This is a genomic window from Streptomyces sp. NPDC016677 (assembly GCF_055562815.1).
Genome location: NZ_JBVHEO010000003.1, coordinates 208,258 through 227,138 on the forward strand (window position 1 = coordinate 208,258; position 18,881 = coordinate 227,138).

Annotated in this window: 16 protein-coding genes and 2 pseudogenes; 10 read left to right on the top strand and 8 right to left on the bottom strand. The window is 72.5% G+C overall.

Going from position 1 to position 18,881, the window contains the following annotated elements; genetic code table 11:
• Window positions 1-19 precede the first annotated feature (19 nt).
• From ACZ3IG_RS10695 to ACZ3IG_RS10705, 3 genes are all read right to left on the bottom strand, one after another.
• The gene (locus ACZ3IG_RS10695; RefSeq protein ID WP_467430845.1) at window positions 20-868 is read right to left on the bottom strand and encodes an FkbM family methyltransferase; all 849 of its coding nucleotides are present in this window, start codon (window positions 866-868) and stop codon (window positions 20-22) included.
• 124 nt (window positions 869-992) lie between these two features.
• The gene (locus tag ACZ3IG_RS10700; protein ID WP_467430846.1) at window positions 993-2,330 is read right to left on the bottom strand and encodes a polysialyltransferase family glycosyltransferase; all 1,338 of its coding nucleotides are present in this window, start codon (window positions 2,328-2,330) and stop codon (window positions 993-995) included.
• Window positions 2,327-3,307: a glycosyltransferase family 2 protein gene (locus tag ACZ3IG_RS10705; RefSeq protein WP_467430849.1), complete on the bottom strand. Its 981-nt coding sequence runs from the start codon at window positions 3,305-3,307 to the stop codon at window positions 2,327-2,329. The genes ACZ3IG_RS10700 and ACZ3IG_RS10705 overlap by 4 nt, the downstream gene beginning before the upstream one ends.
• A gap of 198 nt (window positions 3,308-3,505) precedes the next feature.
• Here ACZ3IG_RS10705 and ACZ3IG_RS10710 point away from each other — a divergent pair, with 198 nt between their 5' ends.
• From ACZ3IG_RS10710 to ACZ3IG_RS10725, 4 genes are all read left to right on the top strand, one after another.
• Window positions 3,506-4,828, top strand: coding sequence for a DUF6716 putative glycosyltransferase (locus ACZ3IG_RS10710; RefSeq protein WP_467430850.1), 1,323 nt, complete (start codon window positions 3,506-3,508; stop codon window positions 4,826-4,828).
• A gap of 62 nt (window positions 4,829-4,890) precedes the next feature.
• Window positions 4,891-6,111 carry a cytidylyltransferase domain-containing protein gene (locus ACZ3IG_RS10715; RefSeq protein ID WP_467430852.1) on the top strand — a complete coding sequence of 407 codons (1,221 nt, stop codon included), beginning with the start codon at window positions 4,891-4,893 and terminating at the stop codon, window positions 6,109-6,111.
• A gap of 17 nt (window positions 6,112-6,128) precedes the next feature.
• A complete protein-coding gene (locus ACZ3IG_RS10720) occupies window positions 6,129-7,067 on the top strand; it encodes an N-acetylneuraminate synthase family protein (protein WP_462706737.1) in 939 nt (312 codons plus the stop codon).
• Between the two features lie 50 nt (window positions 7,068-7,117).
• Window positions 7,118-8,182 carry a hypothetical protein gene (locus ACZ3IG_RS10725; protein ID WP_467430853.1) on the top strand — a complete coding sequence of 355 codons (1,065 nt, stop codon included), beginning with the start codon at window positions 7,118-7,120 and terminating at the stop codon, window positions 8,180-8,182.
• 55 nt (window positions 8,183-8,237) lie between these two features.
• On the opposite strand, the gene ACZ3IG_RS10730 is transcribed toward ACZ3IG_RS10725, so the two are convergent.
• Both ACZ3IG_RS10730 and ACZ3IG_RS10735 read right to left on the bottom strand, forming a co-directional pair.
• Complete coding sequence (locus tag ACZ3IG_RS10730; protein WP_467430854.1) at window positions 8,238-9,260, bottom strand: alpha/beta hydrolase; 1,023 nt, start codon at window positions 9,258-9,260, stop codon at window positions 8,238-8,240.
• Between the two features lie 53 nt (window positions 9,261-9,313).
• The gene (locus ACZ3IG_RS10735) at window positions 9,314-9,952 is read right to left on the bottom strand and encodes a TetR/AcrR family transcriptional regulator (RefSeq protein WP_467430856.1); all 639 of its coding nucleotides are present in this window, start codon (window positions 9,950-9,952) and stop codon (window positions 9,314-9,316) included.
• 114 nt (window positions 9,953-10,066) lie between these two features.
• Here ACZ3IG_RS10735 and ACZ3IG_RS10740 point away from each other — a divergent pair, with 114 nt between their 5' ends.
• On the top strand, window positions 10,067-11,236 hold the full coding sequence (locus tag ACZ3IG_RS10740; RefSeq protein WP_467430858.1) for an FAD-dependent oxidoreductase: 1,170 nt from the start codon (window positions 10,067-10,069) through the stop codon (window positions 11,234-11,236).
• 9 nt (window positions 11,237-11,245) lie between these two features.
• Here the strand turns inward: ACZ3IG_RS10740 and ACZ3IG_RS10745 are convergent.
• Window positions 11,246-11,512, bottom strand: a pseudogene (locus ACZ3IG_RS10745) (type 2 periplasmic-binding domain-containing protein); the annotation flags it as partial.
• On the opposite strand from ACZ3IG_RS10745, the pseudogene ACZ3IG_RS10750 reads away from it, so the two are divergent.
• The 4 genes and pseudogenes from ACZ3IG_RS10750 to ACZ3IG_RS10765 all read left to right on the top strand — a co-directional run.
• Window positions 11,496-11,924 (top strand): annotated as a pseudogene (locus ACZ3IG_RS10750) (GNAT family N-acetyltransferase); the annotation flags it as partial. The pseudogenes ACZ3IG_RS10745 and ACZ3IG_RS10750 sit on opposite strands and share 17 nt — an antisense overlap.
• A gap of 213 nt (window positions 11,925-12,137) precedes the next feature.
• Window positions 12,138-13,379, top strand: a complete 1,242-nt coding sequence (locus ACZ3IG_RS10755) for a M20 family metallopeptidase (RefSeq protein WP_467431653.1) — start codon at window positions 12,138-12,140, stop codon at window positions 13,377-13,379.
• Between the two features lie 19 nt (window positions 13,380-13,398).
• Complete coding sequence (locus ACZ3IG_RS10760; RefSeq protein ID WP_467430859.1) at window positions 13,399-13,701, top strand: hypothetical protein; 303 nt, start codon at window positions 13,399-13,401, stop codon at window positions 13,699-13,701.
• A 183-nt stretch (window positions 13,702-13,884) separates the two neighbouring features.
• Entirely contained in the window at window positions 13,885-15,480 is a 1,596-nt protein-coding gene (locus tag ACZ3IG_RS10765; protein WP_467430862.1) for an MFS transporter, read from the top strand.
• A gap of 179 nt (window positions 15,481-15,659) precedes the next feature.
• On the opposite strand, the gene ACZ3IG_RS10770 is transcribed toward ACZ3IG_RS10765, so the two are convergent.
• Together ACZ3IG_RS10770 and ACZ3IG_RS10775 are read right to left on the bottom strand one after the other, a co-directional pair.
• Window positions 15,660-16,154, bottom strand: coding sequence for a recombinase family protein (locus ACZ3IG_RS10770; RefSeq protein ID WP_467430864.1), 495 nt, complete (start codon window positions 16,152-16,154; stop codon window positions 15,660-15,662).
• A 94-nt stretch (window positions 16,155-16,248) separates the two neighbouring features.
• A complete protein-coding gene (locus ACZ3IG_RS10775; RefSeq protein WP_467430865.1) occupies window positions 16,249-17,460 on the bottom strand; it encodes a helix-turn-helix domain-containing protein in 1,212 nt (403 codons plus the stop codon).
• A 243-nt stretch (window positions 17,461-17,703) separates the two neighbouring features.
• Here ACZ3IG_RS10775 and ACZ3IG_RS10780 point away from each other — a divergent pair, with 243 nt between their 5' ends.
• Window positions 17,704-18,759, top strand: a complete 1,056-nt coding sequence (locus tag ACZ3IG_RS10780; protein WP_467431655.1) for a BMP family lipoprotein — start codon at window positions 17,704-17,706, stop codon at window positions 18,757-18,759.
• Window positions 18,760-18,881 lie beyond the last annotated feature (122 nt).

Sequence of the window (18,881 nt, forward strand, 5' to 3'; positions counted from 1 at the left end):
CCGGGGGCTCCCGGCAGCCCTAGGGCCTGTCCAGCGGCGTGAACAGCAGGTTCCGGGTGCCGCGGGGGCGTGGCGCGGAGGACGGGATCAGGGTGCCGTCGGCCTCGGCGATCCAGTGGGCCTCGTAACCGAGCGGGACGAACTCGTCGAGGAGCGGATCCAGCGACGCGCCCACCAGGGCCTCCAGCATCACCGTCGGCCGGTCGCGCTTGAGCACCTGACGGGCGCCGCGCAGGACCGCCATCTCATGGCCCTCGACGTCGATCTTGACCAGGTCCAGCTTGGTGTGGCCGAACATGTCGTCCAGGGTGAGCAGCTGGACGCGCTTCAACTGGGCGTCGTCGGCGGCGTGTTCCAGGGACGACCCGGTGGAGAGCAGGTTCCCCGCGAAGCGGACGCTGATCTCGGAGAACCCGGGCTCGCTGGAGACGCCCGCCTGGTGGCGCTTGACGTTCTGGACGTTGTTCAGCCGGAGGTTCACCGCGAGACGGGCGTGGACCTCGTCCACCGGCTCGAACGCGTGCACCTGGGCCTTCGGGTTGGCCAGCGCGGCGATCATCGAGAAGTACCCGACGTGCGCGCCGACGTCGGCGATCGTCCCGCTCTTCGCGGCCAGCCGGGCCCAGGTGGCCAGGGAGCCGGGCTCGTAGCCGAATTGCCCGTTCCACAGCGTGTCGAGGGCGACCGCGTCGTCGTTGACGCAGAGCATCACGAACGGCGGACAGTACGGGGAATCGATCTCGGCCAGGCCCCGGTACGGGAATTTCTTGCGGTGGGTGCGGATGATGTCGCCCGTGGACACCGGTCGGACAGTTGGTGCGTGGGCCAGCATCCGGGCATTGGTTTCTTCGAGCTGGGCTATGCGCATTCCGCGATCGTAGGTGGGGAACGCGCCGGGGAACCGGAACCCGGAAGTGAGTCGGCCCCTTGTTCCCCTTTGTTTCCGCGGGCATGGGGCCGCTCGACGTCAACTGTTCATGATTGTTCCCGGATCAGCGGCGCACCATCCGCCGCTGAAGGCTGCGTGCCGTGCGGGCCACCCGGCGTACCGTCGCGTTGCGTGGCAGGAAGCCGAGCTGTGCGGGCACACCGCCGGGCAGGCCCAGGGAGGTCAGGCGCTTCTTCTTGAAGTACCGCCAGGTGCGCTCGTCCAGCCGTGCCGACAGGTACTTCTCCGTCTCCGGGCGCAACTGCGGCAGTATCCGCGGCTGCATGGTGTAGCCGACCGCCCGCACCAGTTCCGCCAGGGCGTCGGTGTCCGTGCCGGGGCGGCGCTCCGTGACCGCCGCGCGGTCGGCGAGGTCCGGCAGCAGGGCGTCGACGATGGTGACGGGCATCCGGTTGCTGTTCTCGAACGGCGTCAGCCGGTCCAGGAGCGTGTCGGTGCCGACCCGGGCGACGGGCAGGCCGTACAGCGCGGAGGCGGTCAGCAGGGCGGTGGAGAAGCAGCCGACGACCAGCGCCGGGCGCATCCGCTGGTACAGCACCTCGGCCAGGACCGGCGTGTCCAGGACGGTGAGGTCGACGCCGAGCTTCTCGGCCTCCTCCTCCAGGGTGCGGGTGAAGCGGGCCGGCGCGGTGGGGTGCGGCTTGAACACCACCCGGGTGTGACCGAGTCCGACGGCGCCCTTCAGCATCCGTACGTGCAGGTCCTCCTCCTGCTCGGCGCTGAGGATCTTCAGCGCCGAGAGGTACTGGCCCAGCAGCAGCGCGGGCTCCTCGATCCGCGGCAGACCGGCGCCGGTGTCGACCAGCTCCGCCAGCACCTTGGTGAACGCCTCGGTCGGCACCACCTCGGCTTCGACACCGAACTCGGTGAGCAGCAGCGGGCGCAGCCCCGGCACCAGGTCCAGGTGGAGCAGCCGCTCCACGCGCGTGCCGACCAGCGGGTCGATCTTGTTGCGGGTGGGGCCGTAGCTCATCAGGCCGTCCGCGTAGACGGTCACGGGCGCGTCGGTGAGGATCTGTGCCACCCCGAGTGCCGGGTTGACCTGGATCGACTCCACGGCCAGGGCCACGTCGTCGTCGCCCAGCCGCCACGCGAGCCGCAGGTACCTCTCCCACAGCGGGAGGTCGTCCGGGCGGGGCGCCCAGGCGCCGGGGTGGAACGGGAAGATCGCCTCGTTCCAGGAGACGACCTCGTCGAACCGGGACCGCAGCCGCTCGAAGCCGGGCATCTCGTCCACGGCCGGCGTGGTCTCGGGTGTCATCGCGTTGTTGGAGACCAGCAGGATCCGCCGGTCGGACGGGTCGAAGCAGCCCGCGTCCAGGGCGGCGGCCAGCGTGGCGGTGCCGTACAGCGTCGACGCCATGAAGATCTGCGTGGTCACGCCGCCACCTCCGCGGCCGACCCGGAACGGCGGCGGAGCCGGCGCAGCCGGCCGGCCCGCTCGGCGTCCATCGACGCCAGCGCGTCGTCGAGCACCGTCTGCGGCATCCTGCGCAGCGCGGCGGCGCTCATCTCCTTCAGCTTGCGGGCCACGGGTGCCTCGAACCTCTCGATGGAGCCGAGATGATGGGAAATGATCGCGCAGTACGTGCGCACGGCCTTCGGCAGCAGGGCCGCCGCCTCGGCGTCCTCGGCGGTCTCCTCGATCACCTGGTCGAAGGCGCGGATGAAGTCGAGCTGCCGGGCGTCACCGATCTGGGTGAGCGAGGAGGCCACCCCGCGCCGGTAGAAGACCCCGAGGAGGCTGGTCACCGCGAAGGACTCCGCCTCCCGGTGCAGCTTCCAGATCCAGGGGCGGTCCTCGGCGGTGCGCAGCCCGTGGGTGAAGTGCAGCAGGCCGCGGTCGACCAGCCGGCGGTGGTAGATCCCGGCCCAGGCGTAGGCGTAGTCGACGGAGGTGGTGCGGTGGGCGGGCAGGATCGCGTCGCGCGGGCGCATCACCGTATTGCGGCGCCCGTGCGGCACCCGGTGCACCGAACGGGCCCGTGCCGTGCACTGCACGTGGTCCGTGCGGACGAAGTCGCAGCCCAGCTTCTCGATGACGGCGACCAGCTGCTCGTAGTAGCCGGGGGCCAGCCAGTCGTCGCCGTCCAGGAAGGTCAGGTACTCCCCGCGGGCGGCGTCGATGCCGGTGTTGCGGGCGGTCGCCAGGCCGCCGTTCTGTTCGTGTCTGACCAGCACCGCCCCCGGCAGGTCGGGTTCCGCGCGCGCGAGCAGGTCGGCGGTCCCGTCGGTGGAGCGGTCGTCGACGAGAATGAACTCGAAGTCGTCGCGTGCGTTGGCGCGAAGACTCCGCAGGGCATCGGGGACGTATTGGCGCACGTTGTAGAACGGCACGATGACGGAGAGCTTTGGCACACCCGGGACGTTAGGGGGCGGCCCGGCCCGTCGATTTACCCGAACCTTGATACCGGGTGAACGCCATGTGGCGAAGCCGTGACGCGAACCTTTTTTCGAGCCGTGGACGTGCCGATTCGCCATTCGGCGGTGTGCTGTTAACCGTTTGTTGTGTTCTGGTTGGGCGGTTCCTCGGAATCGCTTCCTAGCGTCTTCGATGTGCCAGCCAGTGCAACGAAGGCCCTGCGGGTCGCCGTCCTCGCGGATTCCGACACCCGGTGGAAATGGGGCGCGCTCACCGCGAGCCGCATCGCCCCCACGACCACCCACGATACGGACATCCGCCTCGACGGCTACCTGCTGCGCGGCCGTGCGACCCCGACCGCCCGCCAGCTCGGCGAGGTGGGCGTCCGAGCGGACGCCCTCACCGAGGTGACCTCGGTCGAGTTCCTGCGGGCGATGGGCGAGAAGGAGTACGACCTCGTCGTCCTCGCCCTCGTCGGCGGCGGTGTCCAGGCGATGCTGCACGGCCTCGGCCGGGTCTGGTCCGACCGCTCCGACCGCCCCGTGGTCGTCACCGGCTACGTCGGCGTCGTCTACGAGAAGCTCGCCGACGGCCTGCTGCTGCGGCACGGCGCGGACCTGGTCCTCGCCAACTCCCGCCAGGACGCGGACCGCTTCCGGGCCGTGTACGACGGGGTCGGCGCCGACGCCTCCTCGGTCACCGAGGTCGCGCTGCCCTTCCTCGGCGGCGCCCCCTACACCGGCGAGCACGACCCGTACACGGTCGTCTTCGCCGCCCAGCCCTCCGTGCCGGAGAGCCGCAAGGACCGTACGTACCTGCTGAACCGGCTCATCCGGCACGCCCGCAAGCACCCTGAGCGGGAGGTCGTGCTCAAGCTGCGCTCCAAGCCCGGCGAGCACACCACCCACATCGAGGAACTGCCGTACCAGAAGCTGGTCCAGAAGGCCGACCCGCCGCCCAACTTCCACCTGAAGTACGGGAACATGGGCGAGGTCCTGGACCGCACCGACCTGCTGGTCACCGTCAGTTCCACGGCCGCGCTGGAGTCCCTGCACCGCCGCATCCCGACCGTGGTCCTCACCGACCTCGGGGTGCGCGAGGCGCTCGGCAACCACCACTTCGTCGGCTCCGGCTGCCTTGCCTCCTGGGACCAGCTCGACGAGGGCCACCGGCCCACGCCGGACGAGGACTGGGTCGCCCGGCAGGGCGTCGCCGCCGACGGCGGGTACGACACCGCCTTCGACGCCGCCCGCGAGCGCATCGCCAAGCTGCTCGCCCGCCCCGGCGGCCTCTCCCCGCTCACCCCGTACTACACACCCGTCACCGCCCCCGGCTACCTGCCCGGCATCCTCGCCCGGCACCACCTCGCGCCCGACGGCCACCCGCTGCCCGGCGCGCCCGCCGCCGACAAGGAGCCCGGCCCGGTCCGGCAGGTCGTGCGCCGCGCGGCCCGCGGCGCCTACCGGCACGGCGTGCAGCGCGTCGCCCCGGTGATCCGGCGGATGGGCGAGCTGTGACCGCCCGGACCGACGGGCACCCCGCGACCGCCGTCCCGACCCCCGACCGAGAGGTACACCTCATGCCCGATCCGCAACCGGTACGCCGCGTGCTCGCGGTCATCCCCGCCCGCGGCGGCTCCAAGGGCGTACCCGCCAAGAACCTCGCTCCGGTGGGCGGCGTGCCGCTGGTGGTCCGGGCGGTGCGCGAGTGCCTGGCCACCCGGCTGGTGACCGACGTCGCCGTCTCCACCGACGACCAGGCCATCGCCGCCGCCGCCCGCCAGGCCGGCGCCGAGGTGGTGCTGCGGCCCGCCGCCATCGCCGGGGACACGGCCACCTCCGAGGCCGCGGTGCTGCACGCCATGGACGCCCACGAGGCGGCGCACGGCGCCCCCGTCGACGTGGTCCTGCTCGTGCAGTGCACCAGCCCGTTCCTCGTCCGTGAGGACATCGACGGGGTGGCCGGCGCGGTCGCCGAGGGCGGCGCGGACACCGCCGTGACCGTCGCCCCCTTCCACGGCTTCGTCTGGCGCGAGGGCGCCGACTCCGGCGAGGAGCCCGGCGGCCACGGCGTCAACCACGACAAGTCCTACCGCCCCCGCCGCCAGGACCGCCCCCAGGACTTCCTGGAGACCGGCGCCGCCTACGCGATGGACGCGGCCGGCTTCCGCACCCACGGCCACCGCTTCTTCGGCCGCACCGAACTGGTCCGCACCGACCCGGCGCGCGTCCTGGAGATCGACGACCCGCACGACCTGGCCCGCGCCCGCGCGCTGGCCCCCCTCTTCGACGGCGCCCGCCCCGGCGCCCTGCCGACGGCCGCCGACATCGACGCGGTCGTCCTCGACTTCGACGGCACCCAGACCGACGACCGGGTGCTGATCGACTCCGACGGACGCGAGTTCGTCTCCGTCCACCGCGGCGACGGCCTCGGTATCGGCGCCCTGCGCAAGGCCGGGATGCCGCTGCTGATCCTCTCCACCGAGGTCAACCCCGTCGTCGCCGCCCGCGCCCGCAAGCTCCAGATCCCGGTGCTGCACGGCATCGACCGCAAGGACCTCGCCCTGAAGCAGTGGTGCGAGGAACAGGGCATCGCCCCCGAGCGGGTGCTCTACGTCGGCAACGACGTCAACGACCTGCCCTGCTTCGACCTCGTCGGCTGGCCCATCGCGGTCGCCGGCGCCCATGACGTCGTACGCGGCGCCGCCCGCGCGGTCACCACCGTGCACGGCGGTTCCGGCGCGATCCGGGAGATCGCCGGCTGGCTGCTCGGCCCCTCTCTCGACACCCTCACCAAGTAAGCCAAGTTAGGACACCCCTGATGAGCAACTCCCGTATCCGCAAGTTCGGCGACCGCGAGGCCGGCCCGGGCCGTCCCGTCTACATCTGCGGCGAGATCGGCATCAACCACAACGGTGAGCTGGACAACGCCTTCAAGCTGATCGACGTGGCCGCCGAGGCCGGCTGCGACGCCGTCAAGTTCCAGAAGCGGACGCCCGAGATCTGCACCCCGCGCGACCAGTGGGACATCGAGCGGGACACCCCCTGGGGCCGGATGACGTACATCGACTACCGCCACCGCGTGGAGTTCGGCGAGGACGAGTACCGCCAGATCGACGCGTACTGCAAGGAGAAGGGGATCGACTGGTTCGCCTCCCCGTGGGACACCGAGGCCGTCGCCTTCCTGGAGAAGTTCGACGTCCCCGCCCACAAGGTGGCCTCCGCCTCCCTCACCGACGACGAGCTGCTGCGCGCCCTGCGCGCCACCGGCCGCACGGTCATCCTCTCCACCGGCATGTCGACCCCGAAGCAGATCCGCCACGCGGTCGAGGTCCTCGGCTCGGACAACATCCTCATGTGCCACGCCACGTCCACCTACCCGGCCAAGGCCGAGGAGCTGAACCTGCGCGTGATCAACACCCTGCAGCAGGAGTACCCGAACGTCCCGATCGGCTACTCCGGCCACGAGACCGGCCTGCAGACCACGCTGGCCGCCGTCGCCCTCGGCGCCACCTTCGTCGAGCGCCACATCACCCTCGACCGCGCCATGTGGGGCTCGGACCAGGCCGCCTCCGTCGAGCCGCAGGGCCTGGAGCGCCTCGTCCGCGACATCCGCACCATCGAGGCGTCCCTCGGTGACGGCGTCAAGAAGGTCTACGAGTCGGAGCTGGGCCCGATGAAGAAGCTGCGCCGCGTCACCGGCGTGGTCGCCGAGGCGGAGATCGCCGCCGCGGCCGGCGAGCCGGTCAACGTCTGACCCGCACCGCCCACCCCACCCCACGCCCAAGACGGGACGGTCCTACGCCGATGAGCCCCCGCGCCGGGAACGCCGGCCCTCGCACTCTCGCCTTCGTCGAGAGTCCGGTACAGCTCCTGAACGTGCTGGAGTGGGCGCACACCCGCGCCCCCCGGACGGGGCTCACCCTCGTCGTCCTGTCACCCGTGGACCCCATGACCCGGGGCCAGCTCCGCCGCATGTCGGAGCTGGCCCGCGAGGACGGTCACGAGGTCCGCTGGGAAGAGGCGCGGGGCGGGGCCTCGGCCCCCTTCCGCACGGTCGGGGGCCTGGCGGGCCTGCTCCGCCGCGCCGAACGCATCGTCATGGGCGACCCGTTCTCCCGCTACGTACAGCTGCTCCTCACCATCACCCGCGCCCGCGACCTGGTCGTCGTCGACGACGGCACGGCCACGATGGAGTTCGTGGGCCAGCTCGCCCGCGGCGAACGCCTGGTGCGCTGGCACCGCAAGGGCAGCCGGCCGGGCCCCCGCGACCTGGTCTTCGCCCCGGTGTCGGCCTCGGCCCGCCGCCGGCTCACCCCGGCCGAGGGCCGACGGGTGGAGGTCTTCTCCTCCATGCCGATCGAAGAGGTCCCCGACGGCGTCACCGTCACCGCCCACGACTTCGCCTGGACCCGGGAGCGTTTCGGCCCGCCCCGCATCACCAAGGGCGCCGACATGGTCGGCACCTCCCTGGTGGAGACCGGCGTCGTGGACGCCGAGGCGTACCTCGACGCGGTCCGCCGCCTGGCCAAGACCCACGGCGCCACCCGGTACTTCGCCCACCGCCGCGAGGCGACCGAGAAACTCCACCGGCTGGCCGTGGAGACCGGCCTGGAGGTCGTCCGCCCCGACCTCCCCCTGGAACTGATCGCCCGCCGCGGCCCGGTCGGCCGTACGATCCTCAGCTTCCCCTCCACGGTCGTCCACACCCTTCCGCTGGCCCTGGCCGGTACGGAGGTCAAGGTCGCCGTCTGCGACATCGACCCGGCCTGGCTGACCCAGGGCGCCTCCCCCCGGGCCCAGGGCTTCCTGGACGGGGTGACGGGGACGGCCCGGGGAGTGGAGCGGCTGCTGGCGGTGCCGGGGGTCTGACGGTCCCTGGCCCGCGGGGCCGTTCGCGCGACCGTGCGCGGAGCCGTGCGCGCGGCTACCGGCGGGGCCGGCCGTGCAGGGCGGCCAGCAGCATCGGCAGCGCGTGCCGCAGTTCGCGGTACCCGTAGGTGCCGGTGTGGGTGCCGCGGTAGAGGTGCGTGGTGACCGGTGCCCCCAGCGACTTCAGCCGGTCGCTCAGCATCCGGGTCTCTTCCGCGCAGACGGCTTCGGTGACGGAGACGACGCCGGGGTCCGCCAGCGCGACCCACTTCTCGGTGCCCGGGATGTGCGGCTCGGGGTCCTCGCCGTCGAGAGGACCCGGGGTGCCGTCACCGCAGGCGAGGTAGACGGGCGTGTCGCGCAGGCCGGCGGCGTGGCGGAAGGGGTCCCAGTCCAGCCACACCTTCCACTGCTCCCACGGATCCCCGAAGATCGCGTAGCCGTCCACGCCCACGAACTTCGCGCCGGACAGCCACATCTCGGGGTGCCGGACCGGGTGCACCGGGGCCCCGAACGCGGCGACGGCGCGGAACAGCCCGGGAACCCGGGCGGCCATCCCCAGGGCGCCGAAGCCCCCCTGGGACTCACCGGCCGCCGCCCGGCGCGTCCCGGCCCCGTAGTCCCGCTCCACCAGGGGCACGACCTCGCGCAGGAAGTACGTCCGCACCCGGGGCGGGCCGCCCTCCCCGTGGTTCCACCAGTCGGTCCAGAACCCGAACAGCGGCATGCCGGGCATGACGACCAGGACGTCGCGCAGTTCGGCCAGCTCCTGCACACGGAACAGCGTGGTCCACGCGGTGTGGTCCCCGTCGCCGCCCGCCAGCAGGTACAGGGTGGGCCAGCGGTCACCGGGCCGGCGCCGGTCCCATCCCCGGGGGGTGAGCAGGGCGACCCGGCCGGGACCGCCGAGGGCCGGGGAGTCCACCGTCAGCTCGACGAGCCGTTCGTCCACCCGCCGCTCCGCGAGGACCCGGCCCGCGGCCCCGGCCAAGTCCGCCCCCCGCAGTGATGTCCCGCCGGCGGTCAGCAGAGCGGCGCCGGTGAGCACCGTACGGCGGCGTGCGTGTGAGTCGGGCATGCCCGTTCTCATCGGCCGGGGGACACCGTGACTTGAGGGTGAACCCGTGGTGGTCAGGGGGCGGGCGGCCGCCAGCCGTCGGTCAGGATGCCGAAGATCTCCTCGATCGCGGCCCGGTGGTCGGGCCGCCCCTGGGCGAGGGCGGGGGCGTCCAGGACGAACCGGGCGAGCGCGGTGCAGGCCAGGTTGTCGTGTGCCACGCCGAACTCGTCGGCGATGGCCGCGGCCAGGGTGGCGGTGTGCCGGACCCACATGCGTTCCGCGTACGCGCGCAGTGCCGGGGTGGAGTCCACCAGCCGGTTGAACTCCACCCGCTGCGGGTGCTCCGCGATCGGCAGCCAGGTGGCCAGCACGTGCGCCCGCAGGGCGTCGGGGACGGTGGTGCCCGGGGCCCGGTCGCGTACGGCCGAGGCGAGGGCGGCGTCGGTGCTCTCCTCCCGGTCGAAGACGAGCGCCTCCTTGCCGCTGAAGTGCTTGAACACGGTGGTGACGGAGACGTCGGCCGCCTCCGCGACATCCCGGACGCTCACGTCGTCGTAGCCGCGCTCCAGGAAGAGCCGGAGCGCGGCGTCGGCGATCGCCTGCCGGGTCGCCGCCTTCTTGCGCTCGCGGCGTCCGGGAGCGGGGGCGGGGGCGGTCGCGGAGGCGGTCGCGGAGGCGGTGGGGCCGGCGGGGGCGGTGGGCTCGGGCATGGGGCCATCCTAACCGGTCATGGCATCCGTAGCTTTATTGAGTCTGTGACTAAGTTGTCAGATTGCACTTTTGCTCCTACGGTGGTCCCGCCCGCTTCCGTCGGAAGGACACCCATGGCTTCTCCGCACCCCTCCCGCGCCCGGATCAGCGTCATCGGCGCCGGTCCCGGCGGCCTGACCTGCGCCCGCATCCTGCAGCGGCACGGCCTCCGGGTCACCGTCCACGACCGTGAGCCCGGCCCCGGCTCCCGCGACCAGGGCGGCTCCCTGGACCTGCACGCCGACAACGGCCAGCTCGCCCTGCGCGCGGCCGGTCTGCTGGACGCCTTCTTCGCACACGCCCGCCCCGAGGGGCAGGAGATGCGGCAACTGGACCTCACCGGCGCGATCACGGACCACCGGGTCCCGGCGCCCGACGAGATGTTCAAGCCGGAGATCGACCGCGGACAGCTCCGCGCACTGCTGCTCGACTCCCTCGCCCCCGGCACCGTGCGGTGGGGGCAGGCGCTGACGGAGGTCGACGGCCCCGCCGACGGGCCCCGGCGACTGCGCTTCGCCGACGGCTCCACCGTCGAGACGGACCTGGTCATCGGCGCCGACGGGGCCTTCTCCCGGGTCCGCCCGGCCGTCTCCGACGCCACTCCGGCACACACCGGCGTGAGCTTCCTGGAGGCGTGGTTCGACGACGTCGACCGCCGGCACCCCGAGATCGCGGACCTGGTCGGCCGGGGCGGCGCCCACGCCCGGGACGGCGAGCGCGCCCTGTTCGCCCAGCGCAACGGCGGCGGCCACATCCGCGTCTACCTGATCCAGCGCGTCCCGGCCGACTGGATCGGCGCGAGCGGCCTGACACCCGGGGACACCGGCGGCATCCGCGCCCTGCTCCTGGAGCGCTACGCCCACTGGTCGCCCCGCCTGCTGAAGACGATCACCGACAACGACGGCCCGTACGTCGACCGCCCGATCCTCGCCCTGCCCGTGCCGCACACCTGGGAGCCCAGCCCCACGGTGACCCTGCTCGGTGACGCGGCCCACCTCATGCCGCCGCTGGGCGTCGGCGTCAACCTCGCGATGCTCGACGCGGCGGAACTCGCCGCGGCCCTCGCGGAGTCCGACACGGTCGAGGACGCCGTCCGCCGCTACGAGAAGACGATGCTGCCCCGGTCGACGGAGATGGCACGCCGGCTGGAGGGCGGGGCGGAGCACCTGATCGCCGTCGACGACGACGGCGATGGTGGCGGTGACGGTGGCGGTGACGGGCACGATGGCCCCGGGGGCGCGTGACCGGCCGCGTCAACCGGGGGCGCGCAGGGCGCGGCGAACAGCGTCCCGGAGCCATCGGTGGGCTCCGTCGGCCGCGTGGCGGGGGTGCCAGGCCATGCCGATGGTCACGGGCGGCAGCGGCAGGGGGATGTCGAGGAGGCACAGGCCGAGGGCGGTGGCGGTACGGGTGAGAGGCGACGCGGGGGCGCCGGGAAGGGCGGCGGGGACGAGACAGACGACGTCGCCGCCGGCCGCGAGGGTCATCGCCGCCAGGTGACCGGGGAGCAGCGAACACACGGAGGCGGCGGCCGCCTTCTGGGTGCCGCCGGAGGCCCAGGCCAAGGCCGTCCCCGACGCGGAGGCCGTCCGGCAGCTCCAGGACGTCCTCGGCGACCGGGCCCCGTACTTCCGGGACACCATCGAGACGGCCGCCCGGCACACCCCCCGGGAACCGCACTGGTACCTGGCGGTGATCGGCGCCGACCCGGCCGCCCAGGGACAGGGACACGGCGCCGCCCTGCTGCGCTCGGGGCTGGCCAGGGCCGACGCGGCAGGGCTGCCCGCCTACCTGGAGTCCTCCAAGCCGTCCAACCTCCCCTTCTACGAGCACTTCGGCTTCACCGTGCGGCAGGAACTGCGGCTGCCTGGGGACGGGCCGGTGCTGTGGGGGATGTGGCGCGAGCCGCGCGGCCCGCACGCCGACGCGTAGGAGGCGTGAGGCGTGGTAGCCGTGAGGGACGGGGTGGGAGCCGGGCCGGAGCGGTGCGCCGCGGCCCGGTCGGTAATCGGCGGATTTTACCCACCCTCGCCGGGGCATATGCGTCCGGCGGCCGGATTTTCGTCCCCTGAGGGGCTGAAGTTTTGTTGATCGTGGGTCGGTCGGCCGTCCGGGCGTCCTACCCTTCAAAGGGTGAAGCAACTGATGTCACTGGAGTCCGAAGCCGACGTCCCCGGGGAAGCCACGCTGCCCGGCACCCTGCCGGAGGCGCTGCGGGCGGAACTCATCGCCTTCCGCCGCGATCTGCACATGCACCCCGAGCTGGGAAACCAGGAGTTCCGCACCACCGCCGCGATCAAGGAGCGGCTGGAGCGGGCCGGACTGGCGCCGAGAGTCCTCCCCGGCGGCACCGGCGTCATCTGTGACATCGGCACCACCCCCGGGCGCCCGTCCGCCGGGCCCGCCGGTCCGGGCGTGCTCGCCCTGCGCGCCGACATCGACGCCCTGCCCATCCCGGACGTCAAGACCGGATGCCCGTACCGCTCGACCGTGCCCGACCGCGCCCACGCCTGCGGCCACGACGTGCACACCACCGTCGTCCTCGGCACCGGCCTGGTCCTGGCCGCCCTGCACGAGCGCGCCCCGCTGCCCCGCCCGGTCCGCCTGATCTTCCAGCCCGCCGAGGAGGTGCTGCCCGGTGGCGCCGAGGACGTGATCGAGGCCGGGGCGCTCGACGGCGTGCACCGCATCCTCGCCGTGCACTGCGACCCCCGGGTGGACGCCGGCCGGATCGGGCTGCGCGAGGGCCCCATCACCTCCGCCTGCGACCGGCTGGAGATCGCCCTGGACGGCCCCGGCGGCCACACCGCCCGGCCGCACCTCACCACCGACCTGGTCACCGCCGCCGCCCGGGTCGCCGTCGACGCCCCCGCCCTCCTCGCCCGGCGCGTCGACAGCCGCGGCGGCCTCTCCCTGACCTGGGGCCGCATCGAGTCCGGCCACGCCGCCAACGTCATCCCGCAGCACGCCGAGCTGTCCGGGACCGTGCGCTGCCTCGACCTCGACGCCTGGCGCCAGGCCCCCGACCTGGTGGTCGCGGCCATCGACGAGATCGCCAACCTGCACCGCGCCAAGTCCGAGATCACCTACGTACGGGGCGTCCCGCCCGTCGTCAACGAGGTGACCAGCGTCGAACTCCTCCAGACCGCGATGATCGCCCGGCGCGGCACGGACTCCGTGGAGTCCACCGAGCAGAGCCTGGGCGGCGAGGACTTCTCCTGGTACCTGGAGCGCGTCCCCGGCGCCATGGCCCGCCTCGGCGTCCGCCCGCCCGGCGAGCGCGCGGTGCGCGACCTGCACCAGGGCGACTTCGACGTGGACGAGCACGCCATCACGGTGGGGGTGGAGCTGTTCACCGCCGCCGCCCTCATCGACACCGGAGTCTGAAAGCGGCTGTCGGGCCACCGTGCCGGCCACTCCGGTGCGGTCGTCCGGCACGCCCGCGACCGTCACGACGGCCCGCCGGCGCACGCCCCGCCGCGAGGACGCGGACCAGCGCGCCGCCGATGCCCCGGCGGTGCCGCGGGACCCGATCAGGGGTCCCCGCCCGGCCGGACGGCGGAACTCCTCGCCGTGGACCGTGAACGAGCCGGCGGGCGGCCCTGAGCGCCGCCAGGACGAGACCGGCCGACGCCGGCGGGCCCTCGGCACACCGGTCATCGGCGAGACCCCCGCTCAGCGGGGCCCCGCTGAGCGGGACCACTCCTGAGCGACCCGCTGAGCACGGACGCGTTTGCGTGCGAGGCTGTCCGGCTCCCCGTCTTCTTGCCTCATGAGCAACACCGTATGCCTACGACGCAAGGCGGGGTTAGCGTCGACGTACGCGACCCCAGCACCGCGCGACCGGACCCTGGTCCGGCGCCTGTGCGGCATGCCCTGTTGAGAGGAACCCATGAGCGCGAACGACCCCGCACAGTCCCCTGAACCCGGCGCGGGCGACGTCCTCGACGCGCGTCAGCTGCGCAGCGTCCTGATCGCCGTCTCCCTGGCGCTGATGGCCGTCATCGCCTCGGTGTCCGGGCTGGGCGTGGCACAGACCCACATGGCCGTCGAGTTCGGCGCCTCCCAGAACACGATCCTGTGGATCATCAACATCTACGCCCTGACGCTGGCCGCGCTCCTGCTGCCGCTCGGCGCGATCGGTGACCGCCTGGGCCGCAAGCCGATGCTGATCGCCGGACTGGGTGTCTTCGGCGCCGCGAGCGCTCTGGCGGGACTGGCCCCGACGGCGGAGGCCATGCTGGCCGCGCGGGCGGCCGGCGGCGTCGGCGCGGCGATGATCATGCCGATCACCCTGGCCGTCATCACCTCCACCTTCCCCGAGGAACAGCGCGGCAAGGCGATCGGCGTGTGGACCGGCGTCGCCGGAGGCGGCGGCATCCTGGGCATGTTCCTCTCCGCGCTCCTCGTCGACGTCGCGGACTGGCGTTGGCTGTTCCTGCTGCCCGTCGTCCTGACGGCCGTCGCCCTGGCCATGACCTTGAAATCGGTCCCCAACTCCCGCGAGAAATCGGCCCATCGCTTCGACACCGTCGGCGCCCTGGTCTCCGCCGTCGCCGTCACCGGCCTCATCTACGTCCTCCAGGAAGGCCCCGAACGCGGCTGGACCGCCCCCGAGGCTCTGCTCGGCCTCGCCGTCGGCCTCCTCGCCACCCTCGGCTTCGTGGCCTGGGAACTGCGCCGCCGCGACGCCGCACTCCTGGACGTTCGGCTCTTCCGCGAGCGGGGCCTCGCGGGCGGCTCCGTCACGCTGCTCGTGGTCTTCGGCGTCCAGGCGGGCATCGCCGTGGTCCTCTTCCCGTTCTTCCAGGCCGTGCTCGGCTGGTCGGGACTGCTCTCCACGCTCGCGCTGATGCCCATGGCCGTCATGATGATGGTGACCTCGGGCCTGGCCCCCAAGCTCGCCGCACGCGTCGGCTCCCGCCCGACCATGGCCGTCGGCGTCGCGCTGGCCGGCGTCGGCCTGGCCCTGATGGCCCTGCTCGTCTCCGCCGACGGCTACCTGACCATCCTGCCCGGCATGCTCGTCATGGGCATCGGCATGGGCCTGTCGATGACCCCCTCCACCGAGGCCATCACCGGTTCCCTGCCGCGCGAGAAGCAAGGGGTCGCCTCCGCCCTGAACGACGTCACCCGCGAGTTCGGCACCGCCCTCGGCGTCGCCCTGCTCGGCGCGCTCCTGTCCGCCGGCTACCGCAGCGCCGTCGACGACCGGTTGGACGGCATCCCCCAGGGCACCGCGGACACCGCCCGCGAAGGCGTCGCCAACGCCGTCGAGGCGGCGGACAGCGCCGGCCCGTACGCGCAGGACCTGCTCCACGCCGCCCAGCAGTCCTTCGTCGACGGCTGGCAGCAGGCCATGTGGGCGGGCGTGGCCGTCATGGGCGTCCTGTTCGTCTACCTCACCTTCCGCGGCCCCGGGACCACGGTCCCCACGGTCACAGAACAGCCGGAAACCCCGGAGCCCGCCGCCACCCGACAACCCTGACGGCGCCCCGACGCGGCGAGACCAAGGGGCTCGGCCCCCGCCCCGGGCGGAAAACGGATGACACTTCGGGCTGAAGTGTCATCCGTTTCCGGTGCCCCCTCCCGTCGGGCGGCGGCCAGGACGTACGGAGATCCGTGGACCGGCGGCGGCGAAGGTGCCGACAGCCTCCGGGGCGAAGATCACGCCGGGTGCCCGGCGGCCCGCGTGAGCCCCCTGCGTGCCGAATCCTTGACGTGCAGGAAGCCGCCGGCCTTCTCGATCTCGCGGGCGACCTCGTCGTACTCCTGCGGAACGGAGGAGATCATCGAGCGGCACGCCGTGAGCACCGCCCCGGCCGCTCCCTCCTGGACGCGTTCGACGGCTCGCCACAGCCCGGCACGCCCTCGCGGCGGCAGCAGGCCCGCGCGTTCCTCGATCACGTCCGTGATCTCCCACCCGAACGCCTCGGCGTACTCCCTGCACTCCCGGCCGGGGCGCGTGATGTCCGTCGGGGGAGCGCCGCACAGGTAGATCACGCAGCGGAACCGCTCGACCTTCGCCGCCTCGGCCAGTACGTCGGCCTCCCCCGGCGAGACCCCCGCCGCCGCGTCCGCCAGTGCCTGGCGTCGTCTCAGATCGCCCTTGGTGCGGCGGCGGGCCGGTTCCTGCGTCTGTGCGCTCTTGTAGCTGACCATGCGTCAACTGTGCTCGATCGATCACGCACAGTGAAGTGACGAGACGTACGACAAGGAGAGGTTGTCCGGCCCCGACTCGTACGCTCCGTACGAGTCACGCGATCAGGGGTACGCCGATCACTTCGCCGATCCTGCGCACGCGAGCCGTCGACACCTTCGCGAGCCGCTTCCCGATGACGCCGGGCAGCGCCTGGTGCCTGACCCACTCCGGGGCGTCGAGTCCCACCTCGATCAGGGTGTCTCCCGCCTGGTCGTAGAGGCCGGCGGAGCACTGCGCGAGGGCGACGTCCAGTTTGTAGCGGTTGCGGGCCACTTTCGACATGGATGCGGGAAGTCTTTTCATGTCCGGCTGGCCGGCGAGCGTGAGTGCGCGCCCGTAGTTCCTCAGTGCTACGTGGATTCCGACGGCCTCGGTCTTCGCTGCGGTCGGACCGAAGCTCGTCCCGTACAGCTTCTCGTCCCGGCCGAGCCTCGCCGCCGCGGCGTGCGCCTGCGACAAGTAGTCATCGGCCGCGCTCTCGTCCTCGCGCCGCGACGCGGCCACGGCCGCGGAGATCATCAGGCGACCGTACGCCAGCAACTGCGGGCGAGAGCCGGTGCTGAACGACGGCTCGATCGCCACTGCCGCGCGCTCGGCCACGGCCACGGCGCGCGGCAGCTTGGCGCCGCGCAGGTGGATCCACGACAGCGTGGACTCAAGCAGCGCCGTCAGCACGGGGTCGTCGACGCTCCGCGCGAGGTGTTTCGCTGACGTCAGCGCGCTCAACGCGAGGTCGCGTTGCCCGAAGCCGTTCGAGCACGACGCGGCTACGCGGTACGTGCTGGCCAGGATCGACCCCAGTCGCTCACGCTCGCTGCCGGTGGCACTGGCATACCTGACCTGTCCTTCCATGAGGACATTCGAGGCATAGCTGCTCACCTTGGCCGTGTCGCTCGCCCAGTAGGCGTCCCAGGCGCGGTCGCGGGCCTCGCTCAGTTCCTTGACGGTGCTCGGGTCATCGATGCCCTCCCACTCGCCGAGGGCGCTCTCGTGCACGGCATCGGACAGTCGGCGCAGCGCGGCGCGGTCAGCCTGGTCCATCCCTCGACGCGGAGCCTGTTGCCCCAGAATCACCGACACATCCGTGTTCAGCGCGTGCGCAAGCTTCAGCAGGGAACCGACGGACAACTCCCCCCGGTCCTGCTCGGCCTTCTGCACCAGGGCCAACGACAGCCCCGACGCCTCCGCCAGCCCCTGCTGGGTCAGGTCGGAACCTCGTAGGTGCTTGATGCGCTTACCGGTCGTCAGGTCTGCCCAGTTGCTCACGGTCACCCCAGTGGGTCTGTTTCGCTCCGGCTTGCCGTACCTCGATGGTAGGGCGGTGCCCGGACGTTTCCGCCCCCTTCGAACCGCTGGTTCACACCCCCGTAACCCCCTCCGGCACGAATGGATAACGGCCCCGAGGAACCCCGTTCCCAGGAGTTTCTACGCGCGTTAATGTGCGCCGAACCGGGCGCCCGCCGCGGGGACTTGAGGGATGGGGAACTTCAGATGCGTCGGACAACGAGTCTGCGTCGGACACCGAGACTGACCAGCGCCGTGGTCGGGGTCGCGTCGCTCGCGCTCGCCGCCACCGCCTGTGGAGGCACCAGCACCGAGGGCGGCGGTGACGGCGGCGGCTCCGAGGAAGACATGGGCATGGCCATCGCCTACGACATCGGCGGCAAGGGCGACCAGTCCTTCAACGACGCCGCCTACGCGGGCCTGGAGCGGGCGAAGAAGGAGTACGGCTACAAGACCGCCGACATCGAGCCCACCGACGGCGAGACCGACGCCGACAAGGAGCAGCGGCTCGCCTCGCTGGCCAGGCAGGGCTACAACCCGGTCGTCGGCGTCGGCTTCGCCTACGGCCCGGCGATGGAGAAGGTCGCCGCCGACTACCCGGACACCACCTTCGGCATCGTCGACTCCGTGGTCGAGGGCGACAACGTCGCCTCCCTCGTCTTCGCCGAGAACGAGGCGTCCTACCTGGCCGGCGTCGCCGCCGCCAAGGCGACGAAGACCAGGACGGTCGGGTTCGTGGGCGGGGTCGACGTCCCGCTGATCCACAAGTTCCAGGCCGGCTTCGAGCAGGGCGTCGCGGACACCGACCCGAAGGTCGAGGTCCTCTCGCAGTACCTGACGCAGACCGCGGAGGAGGGCGGCTTCTCCAGCCCGGACAAGGGCAAGGCCGCCGCCGAGGGGCAGATCGAGAAGAAGGCGGACGTCGTCTACCAGGCGGCGGGGCTGTCCGGGCAGGGGGTCATCGAGGCCGCCGCCGCCAACAAGGTGTGGGCGATCGGGGTCGACTCCGACCAGTACCAGCAGGAGGCCCTCGCCCAGTACAAGGACTCCATCCTGACCTCCGCGCTCAAGGACATCGACGGGGCCGTGTTCGCGCTGGCCCAATCGGTGGAGGACGGCGAGCCGCTCACCGGCACCAAGACCTTCGACCTGAAGTCCGACGGCGTGGGCCTGTCCGAGAGCAACCCGGAGTACGCCGAGGTCCCCGGGCTCACGGACGCCGTCGCCAAGGCCGAGGAAGGCATCGTCGACGGGTCGATCAAGGTGAGGACCGAGCCGTAACAGACCCCCTCCAGCCCTTGCCGGGCGTCACGGAACGCCACCTCGCGTTTGCGCCCGGCGAGAGTTGGGCACGGGCCGATAACAAGGTGGACAGAAGGGGTTTTCAGGCCGGTCTACGCGCG

Bases quoted from the DNA above. Each gene is read 5' to 3' on its own strand.
- ACZ3IG_RS10695 (WP_467430845.1), bottom strand. From the start codon at position 868: ATGCGCATAGCCCAGCTCGAAGAAACCAATGCCCGGATGCTGGCCCAC.
- ACZ3IG_RS10715 (WP_467430852.1), top strand. From the start codon at position 4,891: ATGCCCGATCCGCAACCGGTACGCCGCGTGCTCGCGGTCATCCCCGCC.
- ACZ3IG_RS10725 (WP_467430853.1), top strand. From the start codon at position 7,118: ATGAGCCCCCGCGCCGGGAACGCCGGCCCTCGCACTCTCGCCTTCGTC.
- ACZ3IG_RS10730 (WP_467430854.1), bottom strand. From the start codon at position 9,260: ATGCCCGACTCACACGCACGCCGCCGTACGGTGCTCACCGGCGCCGCT.
- ACZ3IG_RS10735 (WP_467430856.1), bottom strand. From the start codon at position 9,952: ATGCCCGAGCCCACCGCCCCCGCCGGCCCCACCGCCTCCGCGACCGCC.
- ACZ3IG_RS10740 (WP_467430858.1), top strand. From the start codon at position 10,067: ATGGCTTCTCCGCACCCCTCCCGCGCCCGGATCAGCGTCATCGGCGCC.
- ACZ3IG_RS10755 (WP_467431653.1), top strand. From the start codon at position 12,138: ATGTCACTGGAGTCCGAAGCCGACGTCCCCGGGGAAGCCACGCTGCCC.
- ACZ3IG_RS10765 (WP_467430862.1), top strand. From the start codon at position 13,885: ATGAGCGCGAACGACCCCGCACAGTCCCCTGAACCCGGCGCGGGCGAC.
- ACZ3IG_RS10770 (WP_467430864.1), bottom strand. From the start codon at position 16,154: ATGGTCAGCTACAAGAGCGCACAGACGCAGGAACCGGCCCGCCGCCGC.